Here is a 23,316-nt window from a genome sequence, read left to right as displayed (position 1 = left end):
TTCTTGCTCGACACAAGTTGATCTATCAGGACGTCCCGTTGCGTCATCCACCAGGACTTGACCTGCGACTCAAGACTCAAACGCAACGGCGTTGACCTGAACGGTGTTCAGTGATCTTCTAGGTGGCGCGGGAGCGGGCGGTGTGGACGGTGGTGGCGGTGAGGTAGGCGTCGGGGCGCCAGAGGATGCCGGGTCTTGATCACTGCGATCACGTCCGGCCCCCAAGGTGCTCCAGCGCCACACCCTGAGCAGCTTTTGTTGCCATTTCTGGGACAGCCGGTTTGGTGGGGGCCGGGACAGCCGACTTGTTGGGGCGCGTTGCCGGACGAGCAGTCCCCCGTCACCGCCACGCTCGCCCAGACCGGCACATGGCCCGGTCGTGTGTGAACCCTGCCCGCGCTCACCGGGACGAAGGCGAAATGGAAGAGAGTTTCGTGGCTGGTGGATCGTAGAGTCTCACGCATGCACCCAGAACGTTCTCGTGAACCCCGTGCCCTCCTGATCAACGGCACAGTCGGCGTCGGCAAGACATCGGTGGCCGAAAGCGTGGGCGACCTACTCACCCACGCGGGCATACCCAACGCCGTCATCGACCTCGACTGGCTGAGGCAGTCCTGGCCAACGCCGCCGGAAGACCGCTTCAACTCCGGCATGATGCTGCGAAACCTACGCGGCGTCGCGGGTAACTACCTCGCTGCAGGAGCAGATCGGCTGGTCCTCGCCGGTGTGATCGAGGACCCGGAGGACCGGAAGCTGTGCGGCGATGCGATCGGTATCGAGCTTTCGGTGTGCCGCCTCCAGGCCGAACTGCCCGTCATCCACCAGCGCCTTACGCGGCGCCACGATGGAGAGCCCGAGGTATTGCGATGGCACCTGGCCAGGGCCGGCGAACTGGCCGGGATCCTCGAACAAGCAGCCGTCGACGACTTCACCGTCGACGCCACCACGCGCCCGGTCGGTGAGGTCGCCGCCGAGGTGACCAGGAAGGCCGACTGGCTGTGACTCGCCCTTCATACCTGCCTCGATTCAATGGCGAAGCCTCCGGGTCGGGCGGGGCGGACGCGGTGGGCCGCATTCAGCTGCTCAGTGCAGCCGGGCACGCCAAGCCCTCGCGGCAGGCACCAACGTCTTCCTCGCCGCCGAACTCGGTTGCCCCGGCATGCTCGCCGGCCCCGCCGTCATCGGCCTACGACCCGCCTCATGGCCCGCAACCACGCTCTTATGCTGTCGGTCCCGCTGTCCGTAATCGCCCCCCACCGGCCCCGACCCCCTCGCATCCCTCGACTCGCTCGCCCGCGTCCTGGACCCCCGCCCCTGAACCGAAAAGACGCCACGATCCCGAAGAACCTCACACCCACCGACTGACAGATCGCCCTGTTCGCCCCTCTTCAGGGCGATCGCTCTCCGCCAAGGCCCGGGCGCCCTGGCGGAGATGACCGCTTGGTGCACTGCTTCCGCAGACACGTTCACCGAGCCGCCCGCTCCACGACACCGCGCGGCAGTCCGCGCCTGAGGACTGGACGGCCTGCGTCCGCTGTTCGTCACCCGTTCGCAACCCCCCGGGGCGGAACGACCAGTCGTTCAGGACAGGCGGTTGTTGACAGCGGTCATGCGTTCACGAGAAGTACGCGAAGTGCCCGTCGAAGGACTTCCTCCGGGTCGTGTGAGGCATCGCGTCTCAGTTCTTCGTACACCGGCGCCACGCTCTCGTCGGCCGGAGTTCGAGGTTCCAGCTGAGCGGCTCGGTAGGTCATGGCGCTTCCTATGACGAGGTTGCTCGCCGAGTACGCGACCCACAGCGGCGCGGCTGCACCCGACTTGCCAAGCCGCTCGGAGAGTCCTTCCGAGAACGCGAGGTAGGCCGGCCCTCTTGGTGGACGCATGGCGATGACCTGGACAGCCCACGGGTGCTCGAGAAGATGGCGATACAGCGACAGCAGGATCTCCGACGCCTCCTCTTCACGGAGAGCGTGCTGAACCGCTCCGTCATGTCCCAGGGCATGGTCGAGCGCGAGATCGAGCGCGTCCGAGATTCCATTGATGCGCGAGTAGAGGCTTGCGGGTGCCGCTTCCAGCGCGTTTGCCAGCGCGCGAAGCGAAAGGCCCTCGATCCCCGAAGCGTCCAGGATGCGTACTGCTGCGCGCGCGATGGCCTCCGGATCCAGAGCCCGGACGCGCCGCACAGGCTTGACGTGCTCCCAGTAACTCATTACCCCTCCTTAAACGATTGCTGTTAGTTTAGGGGCATGATTGACGCAACCTTGCTCCCCGTCAGTGACAGCCTTCGAACGCTCCGGCCCTTGTCCTCCCGCGACGCCGAGCGGTACGCCCATGGAACCCAGGATCCACTCGTGCAGAAGTACGGGCACCTGCCTGAACCGGAGTACACGCCCGAGACCGTAGCCCGCCTCGCTGACGACGTCGTTCCTCAAGGTCTCCAGACCGGAGACCTCGCGGTGCTCAGCGTCGTCGACGAAGCGGACACATTCCTCGGCAGCCTGGTGCTCTTCGACGTCACGGACAGGACCGCCGAAGTCGGGTTCTGGCTCCACCCTGACTCGAGAGGCCTGGGCCACTCGGCCGCGGCACTGGAACTCGCGGCGGCCCTGGCAGTCCGCAGTGGCCTGAGCGAACTGACGGCACGCACCGCGACCAGCAATCTCTCGTCCCAGCGATGCCTGGAGCGCAGCGGCTTCAACCAGACAGGGACCAACGTCGACCGCACACCCTCCGGCGAACACATTGAACTCGCCCACTATCAGCGGCGCCTGAAGTAAATCGCGCGTCGCAGAAGAAACCACGCCCCCGAGGGCCGGGGCGCACGTGCAGCAGGCCGACGCACCACCCAGCCGATGGTTACCCTTCCACGTCGTTCCCCGAACGGAGCGCGGACGAACCCGAACGGACAGGAGCGCGCGCGGCGGACGCGGGTGGACCTGAAAGGGCGGCCACCACACCCTGGTGGCACCTGGCCGCCTACGGCGTCATCACCGCCTGCTCGACCTTGATGCGGTCACCGCCGGACTCTCCTCCTCCTGGGGCTCTGGCCAGGTGGGGGGCCAGAGCACACGGGTGAAGCTGCTCAAGCGCGGGGTACGGTCGAGCCAAACTCGACCTCTCCGCACCCGAATTCTCCAGCGCACTTGAACAGGCCACGTCACAGGATCAGCGACAGAACCCATAGCTCCGTACTTGACGGTGCGCTCAGACGAGTGCGCGGACAACGGTGATGTACGAGATCAGCAACCAGCAAATCCGCGTCAGCGTCGTCCACCTCGGACGCCTGCGCCGACCGGGCCCGTGCACGCGTAGGGCCAGGCTCCCGTCTGGGGAGCCTGGCCCTACGTCTTGCTACGCGTCGGCCTTGTCGCATGAGGCGTCGGGTCCGCTAAAGGAAACTCCTGTGACGCTGGCCGGCGTGCGGCATGGGTTCGGTCACGTCTCAGGAGGGTGGGGGTCCCGGGCCCCGTCGGGTATGACGGAGCCCGGGACGGGCGGGCTAGGAGAGATCACCGTTTCCAGTGTCCGGTGCTGTTCCTTCGCTGGCCGTTGCCGTCTTGCGGCGGCGGCTGGCCAGAAGGAGCCCTCCGCCGAGGCCCAGGGCGAGGAGTGCTGCCAGGGCGGTGACCAGCGGGGTCGTGGTGCCGGTACGAGGGAGGCTCCCCAGGAGACCGGGCTCAGACGGGTGGTGCGGGTCGGCCGGCTTCGGCGGGTCGGTCGGGTTCTGTGTGCACAGTGGGTTCTGGGCAGCACACTTGCCCGGGGGTTCTTCGCCGGTGAGGGTGAGGAAGTTCCCGAGGTGGTGGTCTCCCTGCTGGTTGTAGGCGTTGACCTTCACTGTGTAGGTGACCGTCCCGGCCTTGCCGGGCTGGACCGCTCCGGTGATGTGGAGTTTCTTCCCGTCCGGTCCGGTAGCGGTCAGCCCGTCGCTGGCCTTGATGTCACCGATGAGGGTCGCGTCGTCGAGGACGTCGGCCATGTGGTCGGTGTAGTCGACACTCGCCACGCCCTGTCCGGTGTTCTTGAACGACAGGTTGTAGGTGAGCTTGTCACCGGCCCTGACGGTTGTCCCGCTGCGGGGGTCGACGGTCTTGGGGCCTTGACCCAAGGCCCGCCAGCTGTTCTTCCGACCCACAGGCGCGAGCAGGCCGTGCACGTAGGCCCGCATTCGCCGCCGCAGGTCCACCCGGCCGAACCGGTGACCGACCCGCACCAACAACTCTTCCAGCTCAGCCGACCACACACCAGGCTGCACATCGTCCTGCATGACAAGCACAACGGACGATCGCGCGCGAGGTCACGAACTCACCCAACCTGACAGCACGTCAGGCGAGTACACTCAGATACATGCTCCTGACCAGCAGGAATAGCAAACTGCGCCTGGAGTACTAGCACGCCCGCTCGTCCCTGGGGCATGCCGACCGGGTCCGGCAGCCGAGCGTGCCTGCGGTAGGAGAGCCTCGACGGTGACGAGGGATTTCGCCGACGCGTCACGCAACTGGTCGGGGGTGTCGTCGATGGCGTACAGAACGTTGATCGTGGTGGCGGTGCCGTCGGCGCGCGGGACGCCGTGCGGCACCGCCGCGAACGTGGGGACGCTCCCGGTCAGCGCACGGTCGGCAGGTCGACCGTGCCGTCTTCCAGCAGGAAACGGGGGTCGACCATCTGGCCGTCGCGTTCGACGTAGCCCATCAGGTTCTCTCCGCCCCCCCACCCCAGCAGCCGCTGGACCTCCTCGGAAAGGCCCAGCAGCTTGTCTCGGGGAATCGACAGGTACTGGTTCTCCTCCTGGCGCAGACAGGCGAGGTCGAATCCCATGGTCAGACCGGTCCGCGGAGCATGGGACGAGTTCTCACCGCCCCCGTGGTAAGTCGATCCGATCCAGAGCAGCGCCGACCCCGCGCGCATGCACGTGGAGACGGCTTCCTCGCGCCTGGGCGGACGCTCGTCGTCCCAGCGGTGGCTGCCGGGGATGACCAGTGTTCCTCCGTTCTCCGCGGTGAAATCGCTGACGGCGACCATGATCTGGACCCGGCCTTCGCGGCCGTAGTCCGGGTGACGCCACAGGAAGCTCGAGTCATCGCGGTGCAGTAGCTGGGCACCCTGCCCGGGCTGGATCTGGATGGCCTGGGTGACACCGACCTGGATGTCCGGGACGACCTCGATGCGGTCCTCGCCGGCCCAGATCGGCACGGGCTTCTGGAGGATCTTCTTGGCGGCTCCGTAGTACAAGGGGTGCAGCGCGATCTCCGGCATTATGTCCAGTCGGCCGAACAGCCCGCCGGCGCGCCGGGTCTTCGTCCCGGCGAAGTACGTGTCGTCGCCGCACCGGGTCTGGTCGAGGACCGGCTCCAGCTGCCGGCGCAGCTCGGCGAGAGCGGACGGGTCGAGAAAGCCATCGATGATGACGCCCCCGTCGCGGCGGATGACGTCGACGACCTCGTCGACGGTGGTGGTGGCGCCGGGCAGCGTGGTCAGGCTCGTCGCGGTGGTCATAAGGTGTGCCTTTCAGTGGTGGGTGGGGTCGGAGAGGATCTCGATCTGGGCGGAGATGCCCATGCCGCCGTATCCGGCCGCGCAGGCGTGTTCGAGGTTCTCGAGGTTCGCCGCCATCAGGGAGGCGCGCTGGCCCGCTCGCCGCATGGCCTGGTGCCACGACCTGGCGGCGGCGGCGTAGACGTCGAGCGTGGCCTGGTCGGTCGCATAGTCGCCGGACTCGAACCGGTCGACAGCCTCATGGAGCAGTTCGAGCAGCTTTCCAGTCCACAGGTGCAGGATGTGACGCGTCTCGGAGACCGCGACGCCCTCGGCCCTCACGTAGGAGGCCGCCTCGTGGAAGGCGCCGAGCGCGACGTTGAAGAAGGCTCCCGCCATCGCGGCGTCGATGACGTTTGCGGCTCCGGGACGGGTTCCGACGAATCGCGAGTGCACGGCGACGGGAAGGAGAAGGTCGCGAAGAGCTTCCCACGCCTGCTCGGACCCGGAGTAGTTGATGGCGGCCGTCTCGGTCCCGATGTCCTCTGGGTAGGCCGCGATGGCGCCGTCGAGATATTGCGCGCCTCTGCCCTCGATCCACCCGGCGAAGGAGATCGCCTCGTCGGGAGAGCCCGTGGCCGTGTTGACAATGGTCTTCCCTGTCAGCGGGCCGCATTCCGCGAGCACCGATCTGGCGACGTCGTAGTCCAGAAGGCTGACGATGGTGACCGGGTTGGCCTGCACTGCGGACCGCGCGGACTCGGCCACGGTCGCACCTGCGGCCATGGCGGCTGAGCATTTGGCGGAGGTGCGGTTCCACACGGTCAGTCGGACGCCGTCGCGGATCAACGCGTGCGCGAGTGCGGATCCCATGAGTCCCGTGCCCAAAAGCGATACGTCCATGTCAGTCACCCTTTCTGCGTGGTCAGTCGGTTGTAGTCGGACATCCGGAAGAACTTCGTGCGCAGCCAGTACTCGACGGTGGTCGCGGGCCAGAGGGTGTCAATGCGGCCGTCGGCGGACTGGTACCAGCTGGTGCAGCCGCCGGACGCCCAGACCGTTCGCCGCATGCGCTTCTGCGTGGACGCGTAGTTGCGCGCCTGTATTCGGCGGTCGAGGTCGGCAGCTTCGACGCCGGCCTCGCGTATGCGGCTTATCGCCGAGGCGATGTACCTGGCCTGCGCCTCGATCATGAAGACGATGGAGTTGTGTCCGAGCCCCGTGTTCGGCCCATTGAGGAAGTAGAAGTTCGGGAATCCCGAAGTGGCGATGCCCAGCTTGGTCTCTGCGCCGTGCTTCCAGGCGTCCAGCAGTTCGGTACCGCCGCGGCCGAACACCTTCATCGGCGCGAGGAAGCTGGTCGCGGTGAAGCCGGTCGCGAAGACGATGGTGTCGACCTCGTGCTCGGTGCCGTCGGACGTCACCACCGAGCGTGGCCGGATCTCCGTGATCCCCTGTGTGACGAGGTGCACGTTGTCCCGCTGGAGTGTCGGGTACCACTCATCGGACACGAGCCGCCGTTTGCAGCCGGGGGCGTAGTCGGGGGTGACCTCCGCCCGCAGCTTGGGATCCGGCACCTGCTCGCTCAGGTATTCGAGCGCGGAAGCACGGTACCGCTCGATCATCCGGCGGTTCCCGAGGAAGGCCCAAGCGAGGGATTCGAACTGCCAGTAGGTCTTCCACCGCTGGATGCGTTGCCGCAGGGGGTTTCTGGCGAACGCCGCCCGCGTCGGCCGGGGCAGCGGGGCGTCGCCTCGCGGCATGATCCAGTGAGGTGTGCGCTGGAAGACGTACAGCGTGTCCGTGCGGGAAGCGATCTCGGGGACGAACTGGATGGCGCTGGCACCGGAGCCGATCACGGCGACGCGTCTGCCTTCGAGGTCGTGGTCGTGCCTCCACTGAGCCGAATGAAAGGCCGTGCCCTCGAAGGACTCCAGGCCGGCCAGCCGGGGAACGAAGGGCCGGCTGAGTCCGCCCGAGCCGTTGACGACCACCGAGACATCGACGGACTCGCCGGAGGTGAGCTGCAGCGCCCACCTCAGGGTTCGCTCGTCGAAGCGCATCTCGGACACCTCGGCGCCGAACCTGATGTGCCGCATGATGTCGAACCGTTCGGCGACCGAGCGCAGGTAGGTGTGCAGCTCGGACCACGGCGGGAAGACGCGGGTCCAGTGCGGATTCTGTGCGAACGAGAACGAGTACAGAACGCTGGGGACGTCGCAGGCGGCGCCGGGATAGGTGTTGTCGCGCCAGGTGCCGCCGACGTCGTCCGCTCGCTCGAACAGCGTGAAGTCGTGGATTCCCTTCTTCTTCAGCGCGATCGCCATGCACAGACCGGAGAAGCCCGTCCCGATGATCGCGATGTGGCCGTTCTTGTCACTGGTTGCCATGGTGTGCCTTCGGTCAGAGACGGATCCACGTCGTCTTGGTCGACGTGAACTTGTCGAGTGCGTGGATGCTCTTGTCCACGCTGTGGCCGGACAGCTTGCGACCGCCGAAAGGCACCGAGAGGTCCCCTTCTTCGTAGCAGTTCACCCAGACCAGCCCTGCATCGATCTGCCGGGAGAGGCGGTGTGCGCGGGAGAGGTTCGAGGTCCACAGGCCGGCGCCGAGCCCGAACGAGGAGTCGTTCGCCAGCCGGACCGCTCCATCGACGTCGGTGAAGCTCGTGACCGCCAGGACCGGTCCGAATACCTCCTGCTGGAACAGGTCTTGCTCGCGACGCACGTTCGTGCACACGATCGGGTCCATGTACGCGCCGTCACCGGCGCGCGCCTTCAGGGAGCCCAGGGCCGGCGTCGCTCCCTGGGCCACCGCGGATCTGGCGTGCGCCAGGATGTCGGCGCGGTGCCGCGTGCTCGCGACCGGACCGACCCGGGTCGAGGGCTCGAACGGGTCACCGACCGGGGCGGCCTCGATCTCGGCGATCACATCCGCGACGAACCGATCGGCGATGCTGTCCTCGACCAGGAGCCGGGAGCCTGCGGTGCACATCTGGCCGGCGTTGAAGGTGATCGCCCAAGCGACGGTCCGTGCAGCTTCGGCGAGATCCGGCGCGTCGGCGAACACCAGTTGCGGGCTCTTGCCGCCGAGTTCCAGGTGGACTGCCTTGGCGTTCGACTCCCCGGAGTAGGTGAGCAGCCGCTTGCCGACCTCCGGTGATCCGGTGAACGTGAGGCAGTCGACGTCCATATGTCGCGCGAGGGCCGATCCGGTGCTGCCACCGGTACCGGTCACGATTTGGAGTACGCCGTCGGGAAGGCCCGCTTTGGAACCCAGCTCGGCCAGTCGCAGGAGGGACAGCGGCGACTGGGTCGCCGGCTTGACCACGACGCTGTTCCCGGCGAGCAGGGCTGGTGCGATCTTCCAACTGCTCAAGGTCAGGGGAAAGTTGTATGGCGTAATGGCGGCGACGACTCCGACGGGCTCGCGGGTGACCAGTGCGACGGCGTCTGCCAGGCCCCGGGGGGCTTCGTCGAGCAACTTGTCGGCGAGTTCGCCGTACCAGCGGAACGTCGCCTCGGTGGCGCGCAGTTCGACGTCCCGCGCCTCGGCCACCGGCTTGCCCATCTCAAGGGTGATCAGCGCGGCGAGTTCGTCACGGTGCTGCCGGATCGAATCCGCCCAGCTCCGCAGCACCGCCCCCCTGTCCCGGGCGCCTGTCCGGGACCACCGCCCGTCCTGGAAGGCCGTACGCGCTCCGACGACGGCCCGGTCGACCACCGCGGGTGTGGCCATCGGAACGCTCGCGACGGCCTTCCCCGTGTGTGGTGACACGACGTCCTGCCTGGCGCCGTCGGCGCCGTCGTACCATGCACCGTCCAGCCACATCGCGGACGGCAGGGTGAGCGCCGACACGAAGCGCGTCCACTCTTCTCGGGTGTTCATCTGCGCTCTGCCTCTCGGATCTCGGTGAAGCCGCGGCCCGGCCGCGGCGCGGAGGGGGAACCGTCCGCGTGGACGGGTGGGACGCGTCCAGTCCACGGGTCGGCCTCTTCGAGCTGCGCGGCCACGGCCAGCAGCAGATCCTCGCGTCCCGGTGCCGCAGCCAACTGGATCCCGACGGGCAGTCCCCCGGACATTCCCGTGGGCACCGCGATCGCCGGCTGGCCAGTCGCGTTGTAGACGGCGGTGAACGGCGAGTACCCCGACAGCGTGTCCACCCAGCCCCGGGCGCCGATGCCTGGCCGGTTCGCGTCGAGTTCGCCGATCGGCCAGGCCGTGGACCGCGTCACCGGGGTCAGGACCAGGTCGAACCGGTCGAGGAAGCCGGCCATGGAACGTGTGAGCTCGTTCTGATAGGCACGCGCCCGGGACACGTCCTCCCAGCGCAGTGACAGTCCGTGGCGGACCATCGCCGCAGTCGCGCTCTCCATGAGCTCGAGCGCGTCCTCCACCTCGCCCGTGCCGGTCAGCGCCCGGACGGTGTCGGCGATCGAAGCGGACCAGAACGCGAGGTTGAGCTCACGGAGGCGTTCGTCGTCGACCACCGGGACCGCGTATTCCACGTGATTGCCGAACTCCTCCAGCAAGCCTGCGATCCGGATGACTTCGGACGCGACGGGCGCATCGGCACGTTCGGCCGACGAGCCCGTGGACACGGCCACGCGCAGGCCTCGAGGCCGAAGCCCGAGCGCGGCCGCGAACTCGCCCGCGGCCCGTCTCCGGACGTGGTAGCGGTCGCCGAGCGCACTACCGTGCACCAGGTCGAGCAGTGCCGCGGCGTCCCTGACGCTTCGGGTGATGGCGAACTCGGCCGTCAGGCCGAACAGCGGTTCGTCCGAATCGGGACCGGGAGGTATGAGACCGCGCGTGGGTTTGAGCCCGAGGACGCCACACAGGGCGGACGGCGTGCGGATCGAGCCGCCCGCGTCGTTCGCGTGGGCCCAGGGCAGCGCCCCCGCGGCGACAAGAGCCGCCGAACCGCCGCTCGATCCCCCTGCCACCCGCCCCGGATCCCAGGGGTTGCGGGTCGGGGCGCTCGTCACCGGTTCGGTCGTCGCGCTGAAGCCGAATTCCGGCGTGCTCGTACGGCAGACCACGGCGAGCCCGGCTGCCCGCCAACGCGCCATCAGGTCCGAGTCCTGCGCGGCGACGTGTCCGGCCGTCAGCGCGCTGCCGTTCTCGTTCCTCACGCCCGCCGCCGTGCACAGCAGGTCCTTGAGAGCGAAAGGAACGCCGCTGAACGGTCCTGACGCCGCGTGGGCCAAAGGCTCCTCGAACATGTCGCCGACGACGGCGCCGAGTACTGGATCGACACGCGCGATCGCAGCGCGGGCCAGGTCGAACAGCTCATCACCGGTGACCTCGCGCCGGTCGAGGAGGTCTTTCAGCCCGGTGGCGTCCATGCGGGCGTACTCACGCAACTCCATCGTGCTCCTCCTCGGTCGTCGATGCCGAGCGGACGAGCCAGGAGAAGACCGGGTCGTGCTTCCGCCATTCCGGATGCCACTGCACCCCGACCACCGGTGCGCCGCTCAGTTCGACGGCCTCCACGACACCGTCGGGCGCCCACCCGGTGGCGGTCAGCCCCGCGCCGAGCCGGTCGACGGCCTGATGGTGCAGCGAATTCACTCGGGTGTGATCTCCGTAGATCCCGAACATGGTCGATCCGGTGAGGAAGCGGACGTCGTGGGTCTCGTCGACGACGTCTCCTCCGGGCGACCGGTGATCGATCTCACCGGTAGGAAGGTCGGGAAGCAGGGTTCCCCCGAGCGCGACGTTGAGGATCTGCAGTCCTCGGCACACACCGAGCAGCGGCTTTCCCTGTTCGACCGCGCAAGTGATCAATTCGATCTCGTGGCGGTCTCGGCGCGGGTCGCTGTCAGGATCGGCGGGCGGTGCGTCGATACCCAGGGTGGCGGGGTGGACGTCCTGGCCGCCGGAGACGACAAGTGCGTCGAGCCGGCCAACGAGGTCCTGGCCAATCGCCTCATAGGGCAGCTGCAACGGGATGGCGCCCCACTCGGCGAGCCGCGTCGCGAAATCCGCGAAGTGCATGTCGAACTCGCGTGATCGGTACCGGGGTTCTGTGTCGAGCCGTCCTTCCGCGCTCAGGCGCCGACCCGTGATCCCGATCAGCGGGCGCCGCTTCCGCTCAGGTGAACTCCACGACGACACGGTTCACCCCTCCCGCGCGCAGGGAGGCCAGGCCGGACTCCAGGTCGTCGAAGCCGACCCTTCGCGAGATCATGGCGTCGAGTTCGAGACGCCCCTGCGCGTACAGTTCGGCGAGGCGGGAGATGTCGGTGGGGAATTGATTGGATCCCAGGAGTGAGCCCTGCAGCCTCTTCTCGTGAAAGAACAGCGCCGAGGCGGTGATGCGCAGCGGCTGGTCGTCGGGCACCATCCCCAGCACCGTCGCGACACCGCCCGGCGCGAGCATGGCGAACGCCTGCTCCACGGTGGCGCGACGGCCGATTGCCTCGAACGCGTAGTCGACACCGCCCGATGACAGGCGCCGTACGGCGTCCACGGCGTCCTCGGCCGCCGCGTCCACAGTCGCGGTCGCACCGAGCCGGTGCGCCTGGGCCAGGCTGTGACCGTCGACGTCGACCGCGATGATCCTGGTGGCGCCGGCCAGGCGAGCACCCTGGACCGCGGCCAGCCCCACTCCTCCACAGCCGATCACGGCCACGGTCGCCCCGGGCTGGACGCGAGCGCTGCGCCAGACGGCGCCGACTCCCGTGATCACGGCGCAGCCCAGCAGGCTGGCACGGTCCAGCGGGATGGCCTGGTCGATGGGCACCACGCTGTTCTCGTGCACCAGCATCTTCTCGGCGAAGGCCCCGATGCCGCCCATTCTTCCCACCGCGACGCCGCGCCGGTTCAGCAGCGCCGGGCGCGGACGAGTGCGGAGCCTGGAGTGGTTGGCGCACAGCGTGAGCCGTCCGTCGGTGCAGTATCGGCACCGCCCGCAGAAGGCCGTCATGCAGGTGACCACGTGGTCGCCCGGGGCCGTGGCGGTGACCTCCGCGCCCACCGCCTCGACGACGCCCGATGCCTCGTGTCCGAGGACTTCGGGCAGGTCCGTCCTCCAGTGCGCGTCGATGTAGTGCAGGTCGCTGTGGCAGAGACCGACCGCCGCTGTGCGGATCAGGACTTCCCGAGGGCCGGGTTCGTCCATGTCGATGTCTTCGAACTCGACCCGTCCGGGGGCTGTGTTGAGCACGGCGGCTCTCATCGGTGTGCTTCCCTTCCGCAGGGTCAGATGTGTTCGAAGTAGCGCTCGAGCTCCCAGTCCGAGACGCCGGTCCCGGGGTCTCCCCCGGTGGTGTGGAACTGGAGCCACTCCCAGCGGCGGGTGCCGATCCAGTAGTCCACCAACTCGGGCCCGAGGACCTGGGTGAGCTCGGAGTCCGCGGCCAGTTCCGCGACGGCCTGCGACAGCGTGGCCGGCAGCCGTGGAGTGCCTGGGGGAAGCGCCCAGGCCATCACGGTGCACTCGGGGCCGGGATCGACGCCTTCGCGCAGCCCGACAATGCCGCCGGCCAGGAACGCGGCCGTAGAAAGGTAGATGTTGACGTCGGCGGACGGCACCCGGTATTCGACACGGGTCAGTTTCGGGGAGGCACAGACCGCTCGCACCGCGGTGCTCTTGTTGTCCACTCCCCAGGTCGCGGTGGTCGGCGGTCCGTCGAACTCGACGATCCGCCGGTAGGAGTTGACCGTCGGGTACTGAAAGGAACTCGCTGCGGGCAGTGTCCGCAGGACGCCTCCGATGAAGTGCCGCATCGTCTCGGACGGCCGCCCCGGCGACGCCGGGTCGTAGAAGGCGTTGTCGCCGTCGCGCTGGATCGAGAGGTTGATGTGGGCCCCCTGACCGTACTGGTCCGGCGACCAGCGGGCCATGAACGTGACCGTACGTCCGTGTTCGTAGGCGACCTCGCGCATGAGTTGCTTGGTCCGCACGTACAGGTCCGCAGCAGTGAGGATGTCGGTCGGGGGGAGATTGATCTCGATCTGACCGTGGGCCGATTCGTCGGCCCAGCCCTCCCACGGGATGCCGGCCTCGTCCATCCGCGCAGCCATCGCGTCCAGCAGCGTGGTGAAGTCCCTGGAGCGGCTCAGCAAGTAGATTCCCCCATGGGTGCCGCCGAGGGGGCGAAGGCCCTTGAATCCCTGCGCGCGGGCCTGGTCGATCGACTCCTCGAACACCGTCGCCTCGATCTCGACGGCTGCCTTGCCGGTGTAGCCCATCTCCGCGAGCTGCCCGATCACGCGCTTGAGTGTGGATCGCGAGCAGACAGGAAGCGGAGCACCCGTGCGGTCGACGAGGTCGCACATCACCGACGCGAGACCGGGCAGTGAGGCATCGGGTGCGATCGTGCCGAGGTCCGGCCTCAGGATCACGTCACGCATCTCGCCGCGCCAGTCGCCGAAATCGAATCCGAGCTGGGCGGAGTTGGCCAGGTCGACGGCGAGGGCGATATCGGCGAACCCCCAGCCGGATTCCGCCCCGGACAGGAACTTCTTCGGCGACAGGTGCTTTCCCACGAGCACACCGTCCAATGTCACCGTCTGCGCTCGGACCACTCGTGTGGAGTCGGCGCCGATCCATTCGGTGACGGTGGTGGAGTCAGACATCGTAGACCGCCTTCATCGAAGCTCCGATTACCACGGACAGTTGCCGGTGCGTTCCTTTGATGGCGAACCTGCCGGCCCGGATGCTGGGCAGGAGCCAGTCCAAACCCGCCGCCAGCCGCCGCAGATCCATGTCGCTGCCGTGCAGTTCGTACGGCTCCTCCTGCGGGCCGACGCGTACCACCTCACCGGTGTCGAGAGCGTTCAGGACCAGACCCGGCATGCCCGGCATGAGCGACGACAGCGCCCAGAAGTCCTCGGCTGCGGTGGCAAGCGTCGGCGGATCGGGATCCAACAGGGCCGACACGGCCTCAACAGCGAGGGCGTCACTGTTGGCGGACAAGACCGTGAGGGAGAACGGGTCGATGTCGAGCGTCGCGGCCGGCGTACCGGAACCGAGTGCGTCGACATGCAGGCCGCGGGATGTGCGGGTCAGCGTCACGTGCTGAGCGTCGGAGGCCGAGCGCAGAGCGATCGGGTCCGGTCCCGGCAGACGCTGGAGCGCCTGCCTGCCGCCGCGGTCGCGCAACGCGACGCGCACACGGGTCGCGACGGCTCGTACGATCGGGGTCGGATCGGGCTCGGTGGTCACCACCGGCCCAGGGCATTGCGGTTCGTGTTCGTGGGCGGCGTCCGGGGCGGGCGGACGGGGATCCGCCACTTCTTGGGTGTCGGACATGGAGCGTTCTCTCCAATCTGTGCTGCTCCGCTGCCTCGGCTGTGAGGCGGGTGGACTCTGCGGGCGGAGGTGAGTCGGACGAGGAGGAGTCGCCGAAATCTGCGCGGACACATGAAGTGCGACGTGATCCGTGCGGCGCGTATGTGCCGAGGGGCGGCATCGAGGGGCAGCGCAGTCGTATGACTAAGTCAGTCGCTTGACTGACTTGGGGGTGACCGAGACATTAAGTGGGTGCCTGGGTTACGTCAATGGGGTGCGTACGATCGTGCCGAAACGACGTGGTCCAGCCCGCAGGGCCGGGGGCGGGGCGCATAGGCACGGGCGGGCGCCGACGCCCGCTCCCGCATGCGCAGTCTTGCCCTGGCTTGTCCGGCACGTCAGGGAGGGAGACAGAAGGCGAATGGTGGCGACATGGGATACCTGACGGCGGCTGAACGACACTCGCGGATCGTCGAGGCGGCGACCCGCGTCATCGCTCGCGACGGACTGGCCGCCGCGACCACTCGACGGATCGCCGGCGAGGCCGGAGTGAACCTCGCCGCGTTGCACTACAGCTTCAAGGGCAAGGACGAGATCTACGCGGCCGTCGACGACGCCCTTCGCGCCTCCATCATCGGTTCGAGCTCTGATCTGGCGGAGGCCCGCACGTGCCAGGAGATCGTGCGCTCACTGATCAGTCGCTTCCAGGAGCTGCTGCGAACCAATCGGAAGATCGCGATCGCCCAGTATGAACTGCTGCTCTGGGCGCTGCGCACCCCGCACAAGGTGCAACTCGCGAGCAGGAGCTACCAGTCGTTCACCAGCGCGTTCGCCGACAAGCTTGAGGGGGCGGTCGACGTCGGAGACAGGGACATCACACTTATGGCGCGCTATGCGGTGGGTGCGATCGACGGCATCTACATGCAGAATCTCGCCGCGGGGACGGAGGGGGTGAGCGAACTCGAACTCGATGCGATCTCCCACGCGATCGTCGGCGTCGTCGACGCCGTCAAACCCGCGTGATCAGGCCCCGGAGGCCGCGCGACCGCCGACCGGCGAAATCGCCGACTCCGTCTCAGGAAAGCCGACTCCGTCTCAGGAAAGGGGACGCGGTGCACCCGGAGGCGGTCGCCGAACGCGGCCGTGAGAACGCTCGGGCAAGCACACGACAAGGTGGTGGGCAACCGCCGCTCCGCCCGGCTCGCCTCCCCCGACGAGCCTTCGAACGTCTGCAGCTGCCAGAGATCCGGTTCCCGGCGTCGACGTACCCGACGGGGCCGCGGCACCGGGAGCGGATCGACGCGTCGGGGCTGCGCAGAACGACGTCCCGGCCGTCGTCGGGCGCTGCGCCGCTCCCGCCGGGCTCCCCGGACGCCGCCAGCCGCTCGGCGTGTGCTGCTGCCCGCCCACCCTCCAGCCGCCGCCAGTGAAGCGCTCACCACAACAGCCTGGCTCCCCACCGAGCGTGCCGAGTTGGCGCGTCGGGCAGCGTCGTGGAACCGGAGAGCTGCGGAGCGGGCCAGGATCATTCTGGGGTCTACCAGCTTCGGCGCTCGCTCGGCGTCAAACTCGCCCGCGTACGCCTCCACCAGCTCGCCGACGGCGGGCCGACCGCCCGAGACGCGAGCGGTCGGCGTGCCAGGGGTGTTCCAGCGGAACAGCACCAGGTGCCACAGCCCAGGCCGCTGGCGAGAGGGGTCGATCAAGCCGTTCGCGTCGGCCGCGACGAGTTGGTCGCGAACCAGCCATGACGACGGCGTACCACCGGACGCTGCGAACTCCTGCCACGGCGCACGCGCGTCCGCCGGGTTCACGCCGAAGCTCGTGCCTCGCGGTGGGCGCTCGTCGCTTGCAGCCACACCGTCGAGCGACGAGGTCAGGTAGAGCGTCGGTTCGTCCGCTCGCGAATAGCGCCCGGCCGAGCGTGAGCCACTGAGCGCGGACTCGCGGAACCTCGGGTCCACCGCGCGGAAGAAGGTGCCGCGTACGGTCGAGGCGAAGGCGAGCTGTCGAACGCTCGCGCGAGCGATTCTCTCGCCGCGCACTGAGACTGCACGGCCGTGAAGCCGGGCTCAGCGGCTTCGGCGGGTCTGCCCACGCCGCGCGTGCGCCGTGCCGACCGACTGTTAGAGTCGCTCCCATGGTTCTTCCCGAATCGGACAGGTCAGGGCTATCGGCACGCCGGTAGCCCGATAACGCATCCGAATCCTCCGTTCAGCCTCGCGTAGACCGTCGCGCGCTGCGGAGCATGCTGCGCGCTGCCGATCGTGCCGGACGACCCTCGTTCGACATCTTTCGGAAAGACCTCCAACATGCCCGTTTTGGTATACCACCTCGCTATCGCAGTCTTCGCCCAGGGAACCTCCGAGTTCATGCTCGCCGGCCTGATTTCCGGCATCGCGGCTGAGCTGGGCATCTCGCTCGGTACTGCGGGGCTGCTGACCTCCGGCTTCGCGCTCGGCATGGTGATCGGCGCCCCGCTCATGGCGGTCGTCGCCCGCAAGCTTCCGTCACGGTGGACGCTCACCGGGTTCCTCACGCTCTTCATCGCGGCGCACGTAGTCGGAGCGCTCAGCTCCGACTTCTCCACGCTGTTCCTGACCCGCGTGCTGGCTGCGCTTGCGCACTCCGGTTTTCTCGCCGTCACCATGTCGTCGATCGTGCGCCTCGTCGCGCCACAGCGCCGCGCCCGCGCGCTCTCGGTGATCCTCGGCGGCACGACACTGGCACTCATCGCGGGGGTGCCTGCCGGGGCACTGGTGGGCGGGCTGCTGGGGTGGCGGGCATCGCTGTGGGGCGTTGCCGCGCTCTGTGTCCCCGCCGCCTGCGCGATCCTCTTCGCCATGCCGGGTAGCGCCGCCCCGGCCGACCCTGGCGCGGCGCCCGCCTCCGCGCCGGCGCCGACGCTCCGCGCCGAACTCGCAGCACTGGGGCAGGCCCCGCTGCTGCAGAGCATCGCGCTCGCCGCGCTCGCCAACGCCGCGACCTTCTGCACCTTCACCTATCTCGCGGCGGTCGCGATCGACGGGGCCGGGCTTGAGGCGTCCCTCATGCCGCTCGTGCTCGCACTGTTCGGGGTCGGGGCCTTCGTCGGCGTGCTGCTCGCCGGGCGCATCGGAGACCGACACTGGCGCCCGCTGATCGGGTTCGGCGCGCCCCTGCTCCTCGCGAGCTGGATCGGCTTCGGCTTCGCCTCGGGCAGCGCTGCCGGCCTGTGGCTGTTCACTCCGGCGCTGGGCGCACTCTCGTTCGCTGTCGGGAGCGCGTTGATCGCCCGCGTCCTCGCCTCGGCGCAGGACGCGCCGACGATGGGTGGATCGTACTCGACCGCGGCACTGAATCTCGGCGCGATCGCCGGGCCCGCGATCGGGGGTCTGGCGTACGTGCCGCTCGGCCCCGTCGGCCCGATCGCGGTCAGCGCGGCCTTCGTGCTCCTCACCGTGATCGTCAACGCCACCCCCTGCGCACGCGCAGCTGAGGCGACGCCGCCCGGGTAGACGCTGGGGCCGCGCGCCGCGTTGCCCCGCGGCCCACCCGGGCGGTGTGTACGCGCGCCGCCGACCGTGAGCGGCAGGCCCTGGCCGCCCCGCGTGCGGGCCCGTGCGCGCTCCTCGGCCGCGGCGGCCCGCGAGCAGGCCCTCCCGGCCGCTCCTCCGCGCAGTGGTTCGACGGGGTTGAAGCCGTCCGCGCTCGCTGGCATCGCATGGTCCAGACCCGCCGAGCCCACCTTGGCGCCGACGGGTAATCCGGCGTCAGTGTCAGGGCGTTAGGTCGAGGACGCGGACCGCTCACCGATCCACCGGTCGGGGGAAGGTGGCGATGATCGCCCCATCTGAGCGGTCCGGGATCGGCTGGGCTGCGTACTGGCAGTGTGCCGCCGCCCAGGTGTCCTGCCGGGCCGCGGCCGAAGCGGCCGGGAGGTCCAGGTCGAGCACGGTGTTGCCCGGCAGCGCGGCCAGGTGTGCCGATCGTGCCCGGCCGGGCACGACCGGCTTCCACGAGCGCGCACGCGGAGGCGTACAGGTGCCAGCCTCAGCCCGTCCCGGGCCCGCGCACGGCTGTGTGTTCGTCGAGCAGTGAGCGGGCCTGCCGTACGACAGCCGGCCCCGCTCCACGCGGCCGGGGCGCGTGGAGCGGGGCCAGGCGACTTCAGCCGGTGCTGGCCATCACGTGCTTGACACGGGTGTAGGCGTCGAGCGCGTACGTCGACAGGTCCTTGCCGTAGCCGGACTGCTTGAAACCACCGTGCGGCATCTCGGTGGCGTACACGCCGTGGCAGTTGAGCCAGACCGTACCCGCGTCGATGCGGCCAGCCAGGCGTGCGGCGGCAGCCCCGTCCCTCGTCCACACCGAGGCCGCCAGGCCGTAGGGGACGTCGTTGGCGAGCCGGACGGCGTCCTCCTCGTCCGTGAAGGACTGCACGGTGAGCACCGGGCCGAATACCTCCTCCTGCACGATCGCGTCGTCCTGACGCACGCCGGCGACCACAGTGGGCCGGAAGAAGAAGCCCGGCCCCTCCCCCGGACCGCCGCCCGCGACGACCGTGGCGTGCGCGGGCAGGCTGGTCAGGTAGGCGTTCACGCGGCCGAGGTGGGCGCGGCTGTTGAGCGGGCCGACCTCGGTCTTGGCCGCCCGGTCGGCGAGCAGCAGGACCATCCGGTCGTACGCCTCCTCGGCGACGAGTACCCGGCAGGCCGCGGTGCAGTCCTGGCCGGCGTTGTAGAAGGCGGCCTCGGCGATGTCGTCGGCCGCCCGCGCCAGGTCGGCGTCGGCGAATACGACGGCGGGCGCGTCACCGCCCAGTTCCAGGTGGAGCCGCTTTACACCGGCGGCGGCCGTGACCTCCAGGCCGGCCCTGGTGCTGCCGGTGAGCGAGACCAGGGCGGGTACGGGGTGGGCGACCAGCGCCCGGCCGGTGTCGCGGTCTCCGCACACTACGGTAACGACGCCCGGCGGCAACACCTGCGCACAGATCTCGCCGAGGATACGGGCCGTCATCGGGGTCGTCTCGGCGGGTTTGAGGACGACGGTGTTCCCCGTCGCCAGCGCCGGGGCGAGCTTGTCCACCGCCGAGCCCAGCGGGTGGTTCCACGGTGCGATCAGCGCGCAGACGCCCACCGGTTCGCGGAGCACCGACGAACCGTACCCGCCGACGTACTCCCCCGCCACAGGCCCGTGGGCTCCGCGCGCGGCACCGGCCATGAACCGGAAGGTGTCGATCGCGGTCGGGATCTCGTCCTCGAACACCTCGGTGAAGTCCTTGCCGGTGTTGCGGCACTCGGCCTCGGCCAGGTCCACCGCCCGCGCGCCGATCGCGTCGGCGAGGGCGAGCAGGACGTCCTGCCGGCGGGCCGCGGTGACGCGCCGCCAGCCGTCGAAGGCCTCGGCGGCGGTGCGGACGGCGGCGTCCACATCCTCGGCGGTGGCGACGGGCACGCGGTCGTAGACCTCGCCTGTGCGCGGGTCGGTGATGTCGGTGAAGGACCGGGTGGTGCCGGTGTGGGTCACAGCGTCTCCTGGAGGAAGGCGGCGATTCGCTCGCCGACGACGGTGGTCGGCAGGGCGGGGGTCGCACGGGGGACATCGGGGAAGATCGAGGCGTCCGCGAGGTACAGGCCGTCGAGGCCGTGCACCTTGCCGGTGTGGTCGACGACCGCGCCCGGGTCGCCGTCCGGGCCCATCCGGCAGCTGCCGGCAGGGTGCCAGTAGTGCTGATGGTGGGCCTTGATCCAGGCGGGCAGGTCCTCGTCGGGGGTGAGCAGCTGCGTGCCCAGGTAGTGGGAGAGTTCCAGCTGCCGGACCCAGGTCACGCCGTGGACGAGCGCCGCAAGGTCGTCGGGGTGGCTCAGGTACGCGTGGTCGACGGCGGCGAGCGCGTCCGGGTCGGCCGAGCGTAGTCGCACGGTACCCCGGGAGCGGGGGTTCAGCAGGCCGACCGGGAGGAAGCAGCGCCAGCCGTGCGGGAGCGTGGCATCGCGTTCGACCCACGGGTAGACGTGCAGGTCGTAGGGTGCGGCGGCGCCGGCGTACGGCGAGCGGAGCTTGGCGATCGCCTGCTCGTCCGGCAGCAGCCTGGTGCGGGAGAACTCGTTCAGGTCGGCGGCGAGTTGCTCGGTGGCGGCGAACTCCAAATGGACCGACGGGTGGTCGTGCAGGTTCTCGCCGACACCGGGCAGGTGGTGACTCAGTGGCACGCCGACCTCGGCCAGGTGCTCGGCCGGACCGATCCCGGAGCGCAGCATCACCTCGGGACTTCCGTACGCACCGGCGCTCACCACCACCAGGCCGGCGTCGATCCGGTGCCGTGCGCCGTCCTCGGTGCGGACCTCCACCCCGACGGCCCGGCCGTGGTCGAGGATGACTCGGTCGGCCTTGACGCCGCCGATGACGGTGAGGTTGCCGTTGTCGCGGACCGGGTCGAGGTAACCGAAGGCGGTGTTGAAGCGGACGCCGCCGGGGGTGATGTTCACCGGGGCGCAGCCGATGCCGAGTCCGCCGTCGAGTTGGTCGAAGTCGTGGCGTACGGGGAGGCCGAGCGCGGCGCCGGCGGCGATGAACGCCCGTTGGAACGGCTGGACCTCGTCCTCGCGGTAGGTCCGGAAGCGGAGCTTCTTGGCCGCCTGGTCGAACAGCGGGGAGAGGGAGGCGGAGTCCCATCCGGTCAGGCCTGCAGCGGCCCAGGCGTCGTAGTCGCCTGCCCAGCCGGCGCTCTGTGTACAGCCGTTGTGGGTGGAGCAGCCGCCGATCACCCGGCAGCGCTCGAAGGTGAGGCCGGCGCCCTGGTAGCCCCAGTCGTGGGAGGCGGGGAGGGTGGTGGCGTCCAGCAGGTCGGCAGGCCAGGCCGCGTAGTCGGGCCCGTAGTCGGGTCCGGCTTCCAGGAGCAGGACCTGGTGGCGCTCGGCGAGGCGTCCGGCGACGACGCAGCCGGCCGTGCCGCCTCCCAGCACGACGATCTCGGCATGGTCCGGCAGCCCGGCGGTGCGGGCGGCCGTGGTCCGGGCGGGTTCAGGACGGGGCATCGGCGGTGACTCCTCGGTCGGAGGGTGCGGGGGCGGGGGCAGTGATGGAAGAGGCTGGGAGTTCGCGGCGGTGGCGGGTGCCGAGGGCGTAGAAGACGCAGCCGAGGGTGAGGATCAGGGCGACCGGGACGAGTTGGGTGGCTGTGTAGGCGGCGCGCCGCCCCTCGAAGCCGGCGGGCAGATAGGCGGCAGGGTCGCCCGCTGTCCCGAACCAACCGACGCCCAGGCCGGGCCAGATCAGCGCGAGCACGGTGAAGCCCATGGTGCCGACGGTCAGAACTGTCGCCGTCCATGCGCCGAGGCCGCCGAACGGCACCCGGTAGGGCCGCTCGACGTGAGGGAACTTGCGGCGCAGCGCGATGAAGGAGGAGAAGGTGAGCAGGTAGGAGATGGCGGTAGCGGAGATCGCCAGGCTGATCCCGGCGGTGAAGTACGCCTGGACGTCGCCGGCGCTGAGGCTGAGCGAGACGACCATCACCAGGGCGGCGATGGCGGTGGAGACCAGGTTGACCCGGGTCGGAGTGCCGCGCCGGGCGTCGATCACACCCAGCCAGCGCGGCCCGGCACCGTCGGCGCAGGCCACCGCCTGCGCCCGGCTGAGACCCATCGCCCAGGCCGTCCCGCTGGTGAGCAGGCCGACGATCAGGCCCGCTGCCGCGACCTTGGCGAGCAAGGCGCCGGCGCCGGTCAGCACGATCGTGCCGTCCTCGGCGATGTGCCCGCCATAGACGGTGAAGACCGCACGGCAGGCGTCGATGAAACCGGTCAGCGAACCGAGTTGGTCGCGCGGCAGGACGAGCAGGGTGCCGAGGATCGGCACCCCGTACAGCACCGCGGAGCCCAGGCCGCCGCGGAGCAGCGCGGCGGGAACATCCCGCCGGGGGTCGGCCATCTCCCCCGCTGCGGTACTGGGGATCTCGAAGCCCATGTAGTTGAAGACGATGACCGGCGTGAGGGCGACCAGTCCGAGGTACGTGGGGGCGTAGTCGCCGAGCGAGAGCGGCTGGAGGCCGTTACGCAGGGCGTATACGACCAGCGACACGACGAAGAAGCCGAGCAGGGCCACCCGGGCGAGGGCGCCTACGATCGGCACCCAGCGGCCGATCACCACCGAGGAGTGGACGGCGAGCCCGGCCGCTCCGATGAAGACCGCGCCGGCAAGGTACTTCCAGGCGCCGGGCAGGGGGTGGAAGAAGGCCTCGAATGTCGTGATCGCCACCACACAGAGGGAACCGCCGAGCCAGATCGGGTTGTTGATCCAGTAGAAGACCTGGTTGATGCCGGCGGCGAAGCGGCCGAAGGCCAGTTTGGTCCATACGTAGGGCCCGCCCTCGGCGGGGAAGGCGGAGCCGAGTTCGGCGATCACCAGGCCGTACGGCAGGAAGAAGAGAAGGCCGAGTACGGCCATCCAGGTCAGGCCCTCGGGGCCGTTCGCGGCGACTGAGCCGAGCGTGTCGAGGCCCACGATCGCGCACAGCAGCATGGCCAGCACATCGAGGCGCCGCAGCCCGTGAGCGGGCGCGGTGGAGTCGACCGATGTCATATCGGTTCCTTGGGGTGGGGATGAGGGTGTCCATGAGG

General features: G+C 69.3%; 18 protein-coding genes and 3 pseudogenes. 4 read left to right on the top strand and 17 right to left on the bottom strand.

Annotated elements, in window-relative coordinates; all coding sequences use genetic code 11:
• Positions 1–462: 462 nt before the first annotated feature.
• Positions 463–1,002, top strand: coding sequence for a hypothetical protein (locus AB0E67_RS32350; RefSeq protein ID WP_362033525.1), 540 nt, complete (start codon positions 463–465; stop codon positions 1,000–1,002).
• Positions 1,003–1,607: 605 nt separating this feature from the next.
• On the opposite strand, the gene AB0E67_RS32345 is transcribed toward AB0E67_RS32350, so the two are convergent.
• The gene (locus AB0E67_RS32345) at positions 1,608–2,210 is read right to left on the bottom strand and encodes a hypothetical protein (RefSeq protein WP_362033522.1); all 603 of its coding nucleotides are present in this window, start codon (positions 2,208–2,210) and stop codon (positions 1,608–1,610) included.
• Positions 2,211–2,300: 90 nt separating this feature from the next.
• Between AB0E67_RS32345 and AB0E67_RS32340 the strand changes: the two genes are divergently transcribed.
• Positions 2,301–2,777: a GNAT family N-acetyltransferase gene (locus tag AB0E67_RS32340; protein ID WP_362033519.1), complete on the top strand. Its 477-nt coding sequence runs from the start codon at positions 2,301–2,303 to the stop codon at positions 2,775–2,777.
• Between the two features lie 722 nt (positions 2,778–3,499).
• Here AB0E67_RS32340 and AB0E67_RS32335 read toward each other — a convergent pair.
• The 11 genes and pseudogenes from AB0E67_RS32335 to AB0E67_RS32285 form a co-directional block, all read right to left on the bottom strand.
• Positions 3,500–3,979, bottom strand: coding sequence for an LPXTG cell wall anchor domain-containing protein (locus AB0E67_RS32335; RefSeq protein ID WP_362033531.1), 480 nt, complete (start codon positions 3,977–3,979; stop codon positions 3,500–3,502).
• Positions 3,980–4,114: 135 nt separating this feature from the next.
• A pseudogene (locus AB0E67_RS32330) lies at positions 4,115–4,267 on the bottom strand (IS701 family transposase); the annotation flags it as partial.
• Between the two features lie 338 nt (positions 4,268–4,605).
• Entirely contained in the window at positions 4,606–5,496 is an 891-nt protein-coding gene (locus AB0E67_RS32325; RefSeq protein ID WP_362033516.1) for a phytanoyl-CoA dioxygenase family protein, read from the bottom strand.
• 12 nt (positions 5,497–5,508) lie between these two features.
• Positions 5,509–6,378 carry an NAD(P)-binding domain-containing protein gene (locus AB0E67_RS32320; RefSeq protein ID WP_362033513.1) on the bottom strand — a complete coding sequence of 290 codons (870 nt, stop codon included), beginning with the start codon at positions 6,376–6,378 and terminating at the stop codon, positions 5,509–5,511.
• A 5-nt stretch (positions 6,379–6,383) separates the two neighbouring features.
• Positions 6,384–7,865 carry an NAD(P)/FAD-dependent oxidoreductase gene (locus AB0E67_RS32315; protein WP_362033510.1) on the bottom strand — a complete coding sequence of 494 codons (1,482 nt, stop codon included), beginning with the start codon at positions 7,863–7,865 and terminating at the stop codon, positions 6,384–6,386.
• Positions 7,866–7,878: 13 nt separating this feature from the next.
• On the bottom strand, positions 7,879–9,363 hold the full coding sequence (locus tag AB0E67_RS32310) for an aldehyde dehydrogenase family protein (protein WP_362033507.1): 1,485 nt from the start codon (positions 9,361–9,363) through the stop codon (positions 7,879–7,881).
• A complete protein-coding gene (locus AB0E67_RS32305; RefSeq protein ID WP_362033505.1) occupies positions 9,360–10,847 on the bottom strand; it encodes an amidase family protein in 1,488 nt (495 codons plus the stop codon). The genes AB0E67_RS32310 and AB0E67_RS32305 overlap by 4 nt, the downstream gene beginning before the upstream one ends.
• On the bottom strand, positions 10,834–11,595 hold the full coding sequence (locus AB0E67_RS32300; protein ID WP_362033503.1) for a gamma-glutamyl-gamma-aminobutyrate hydrolase family protein: 762 nt from the start codon (positions 11,593–11,595) through the stop codon (positions 10,834–10,836). The genes AB0E67_RS32305 and AB0E67_RS32300 overlap by 14 nt, the downstream gene beginning before the upstream one ends.
• Complete coding sequence (locus AB0E67_RS32295; protein ID WP_362033500.1) at positions 11,573–12,646, bottom strand: Zn-dependent alcohol dehydrogenase; 1,074 nt, start codon at positions 12,644–12,646, stop codon at positions 11,573–11,575. Before AB0E67_RS32295 ends, AB0E67_RS32300 begins: the two co-directional genes overlap by 23 nt.
• Before the next feature lie 35 nt (positions 12,647–12,681).
• A complete protein-coding gene (locus tag AB0E67_RS32290; RefSeq protein ID WP_362033497.1) occupies positions 12,682–14,061 on the bottom strand; it encodes a glutamine synthetase family protein in 1,380 nt (459 codons plus the stop codon).
• Positions 14,054–14,653 carry a hypothetical protein gene (locus AB0E67_RS32285; RefSeq protein ID WP_362033494.1) on the bottom strand — a complete coding sequence of 200 codons (600 nt, stop codon included), beginning with the start codon at positions 14,651–14,653 and terminating at the stop codon, positions 14,054–14,056. Before AB0E67_RS32285 ends, AB0E67_RS32290 begins: the two co-directional genes overlap by 8 nt.
• A 495-nt stretch (positions 14,654–15,148) precedes the next feature.
• Between AB0E67_RS32285 and AB0E67_RS32280 the strand changes: the two genes are divergently transcribed.
• Together AB0E67_RS32280 and AB0E67_RS32275 are read left to right on the top strand one after the other, a co-directional pair.
• Positions 15,149–15,739, top strand: a complete 591-nt coding sequence (locus tag AB0E67_RS32280) for a TetR family transcriptional regulator (protein WP_362033491.1) — start codon at positions 15,149–15,151, stop codon at positions 15,737–15,739.
• Positions 15,740–17,028: 1,289 nt separating this feature from the next.
• Positions 17,029–18,213, top strand: a complete 1,185-nt coding sequence (locus AB0E67_RS32275; protein ID WP_362033528.1) for a Cmx/CmrA family chloramphenicol efflux MFS transporter — start codon at positions 17,029–17,031, stop codon at positions 18,211–18,213.
• A gap of 291 nt (positions 18,214–18,504) precedes the next feature.
• Here the strand turns inward: AB0E67_RS32275 and AB0E67_RS32270 are convergent.
• The 5 genes and pseudogenes from AB0E67_RS32270 to AB0E67_RS32250 form a co-directional block, all read right to left on the bottom strand.
• A pseudogene (locus AB0E67_RS32270) lies at positions 18,505–18,748 on the bottom strand (hypothetical protein); the annotation flags it as partial.
• A 3-nt stretch (positions 18,749–18,751) separates the two neighbouring features.
• Positions 18,752–18,819: pseudogene (locus AB0E67_RS32265) on the bottom strand (site-specific integrase); the annotation flags it as partial.
• 46 nt (positions 18,820–18,865) lie between these two features.
• Complete coding sequence (locus AB0E67_RS32260; protein ID WP_362033488.1) at positions 18,866–20,224, bottom strand: aldehyde dehydrogenase family protein; 1,359 nt, start codon at positions 20,222–20,224, stop codon at positions 18,866–18,868.
• Positions 20,221–21,735 (bottom strand): GMC family oxidoreductase N-terminal domain-containing protein, encoded by a 1,515-nt coding sequence (locus AB0E67_RS32255; RefSeq protein ID WP_362033486.1) that lies wholly within the window; start codon positions 21,733–21,735, stop codon positions 20,221–20,223. The genes AB0E67_RS32260 and AB0E67_RS32255 overlap by 4 nt, the downstream gene beginning before the upstream one ends.
• A complete protein-coding gene (locus AB0E67_RS32250) occupies positions 21,722–23,278 on the bottom strand; it encodes an APC family permease (protein ID WP_362033483.1) in 1,557 nt (518 codons plus the stop codon). The genes AB0E67_RS32255 and AB0E67_RS32250 overlap by 14 nt, the downstream gene beginning before the upstream one ends.
• Positions 23,279–23,316 lie beyond the last annotated feature (38 nt).

The organism is Streptomyces sp. NPDC032161 (genome assembly GCF_040636995.1).
GTDB lineage: Bacteria > Actinomycetota > Actinomycetes > Streptomycetales > Streptomycetaceae > Streptomyces.
This window is presented reverse-complemented; position numbering and strand designations above follow the sequence as displayed.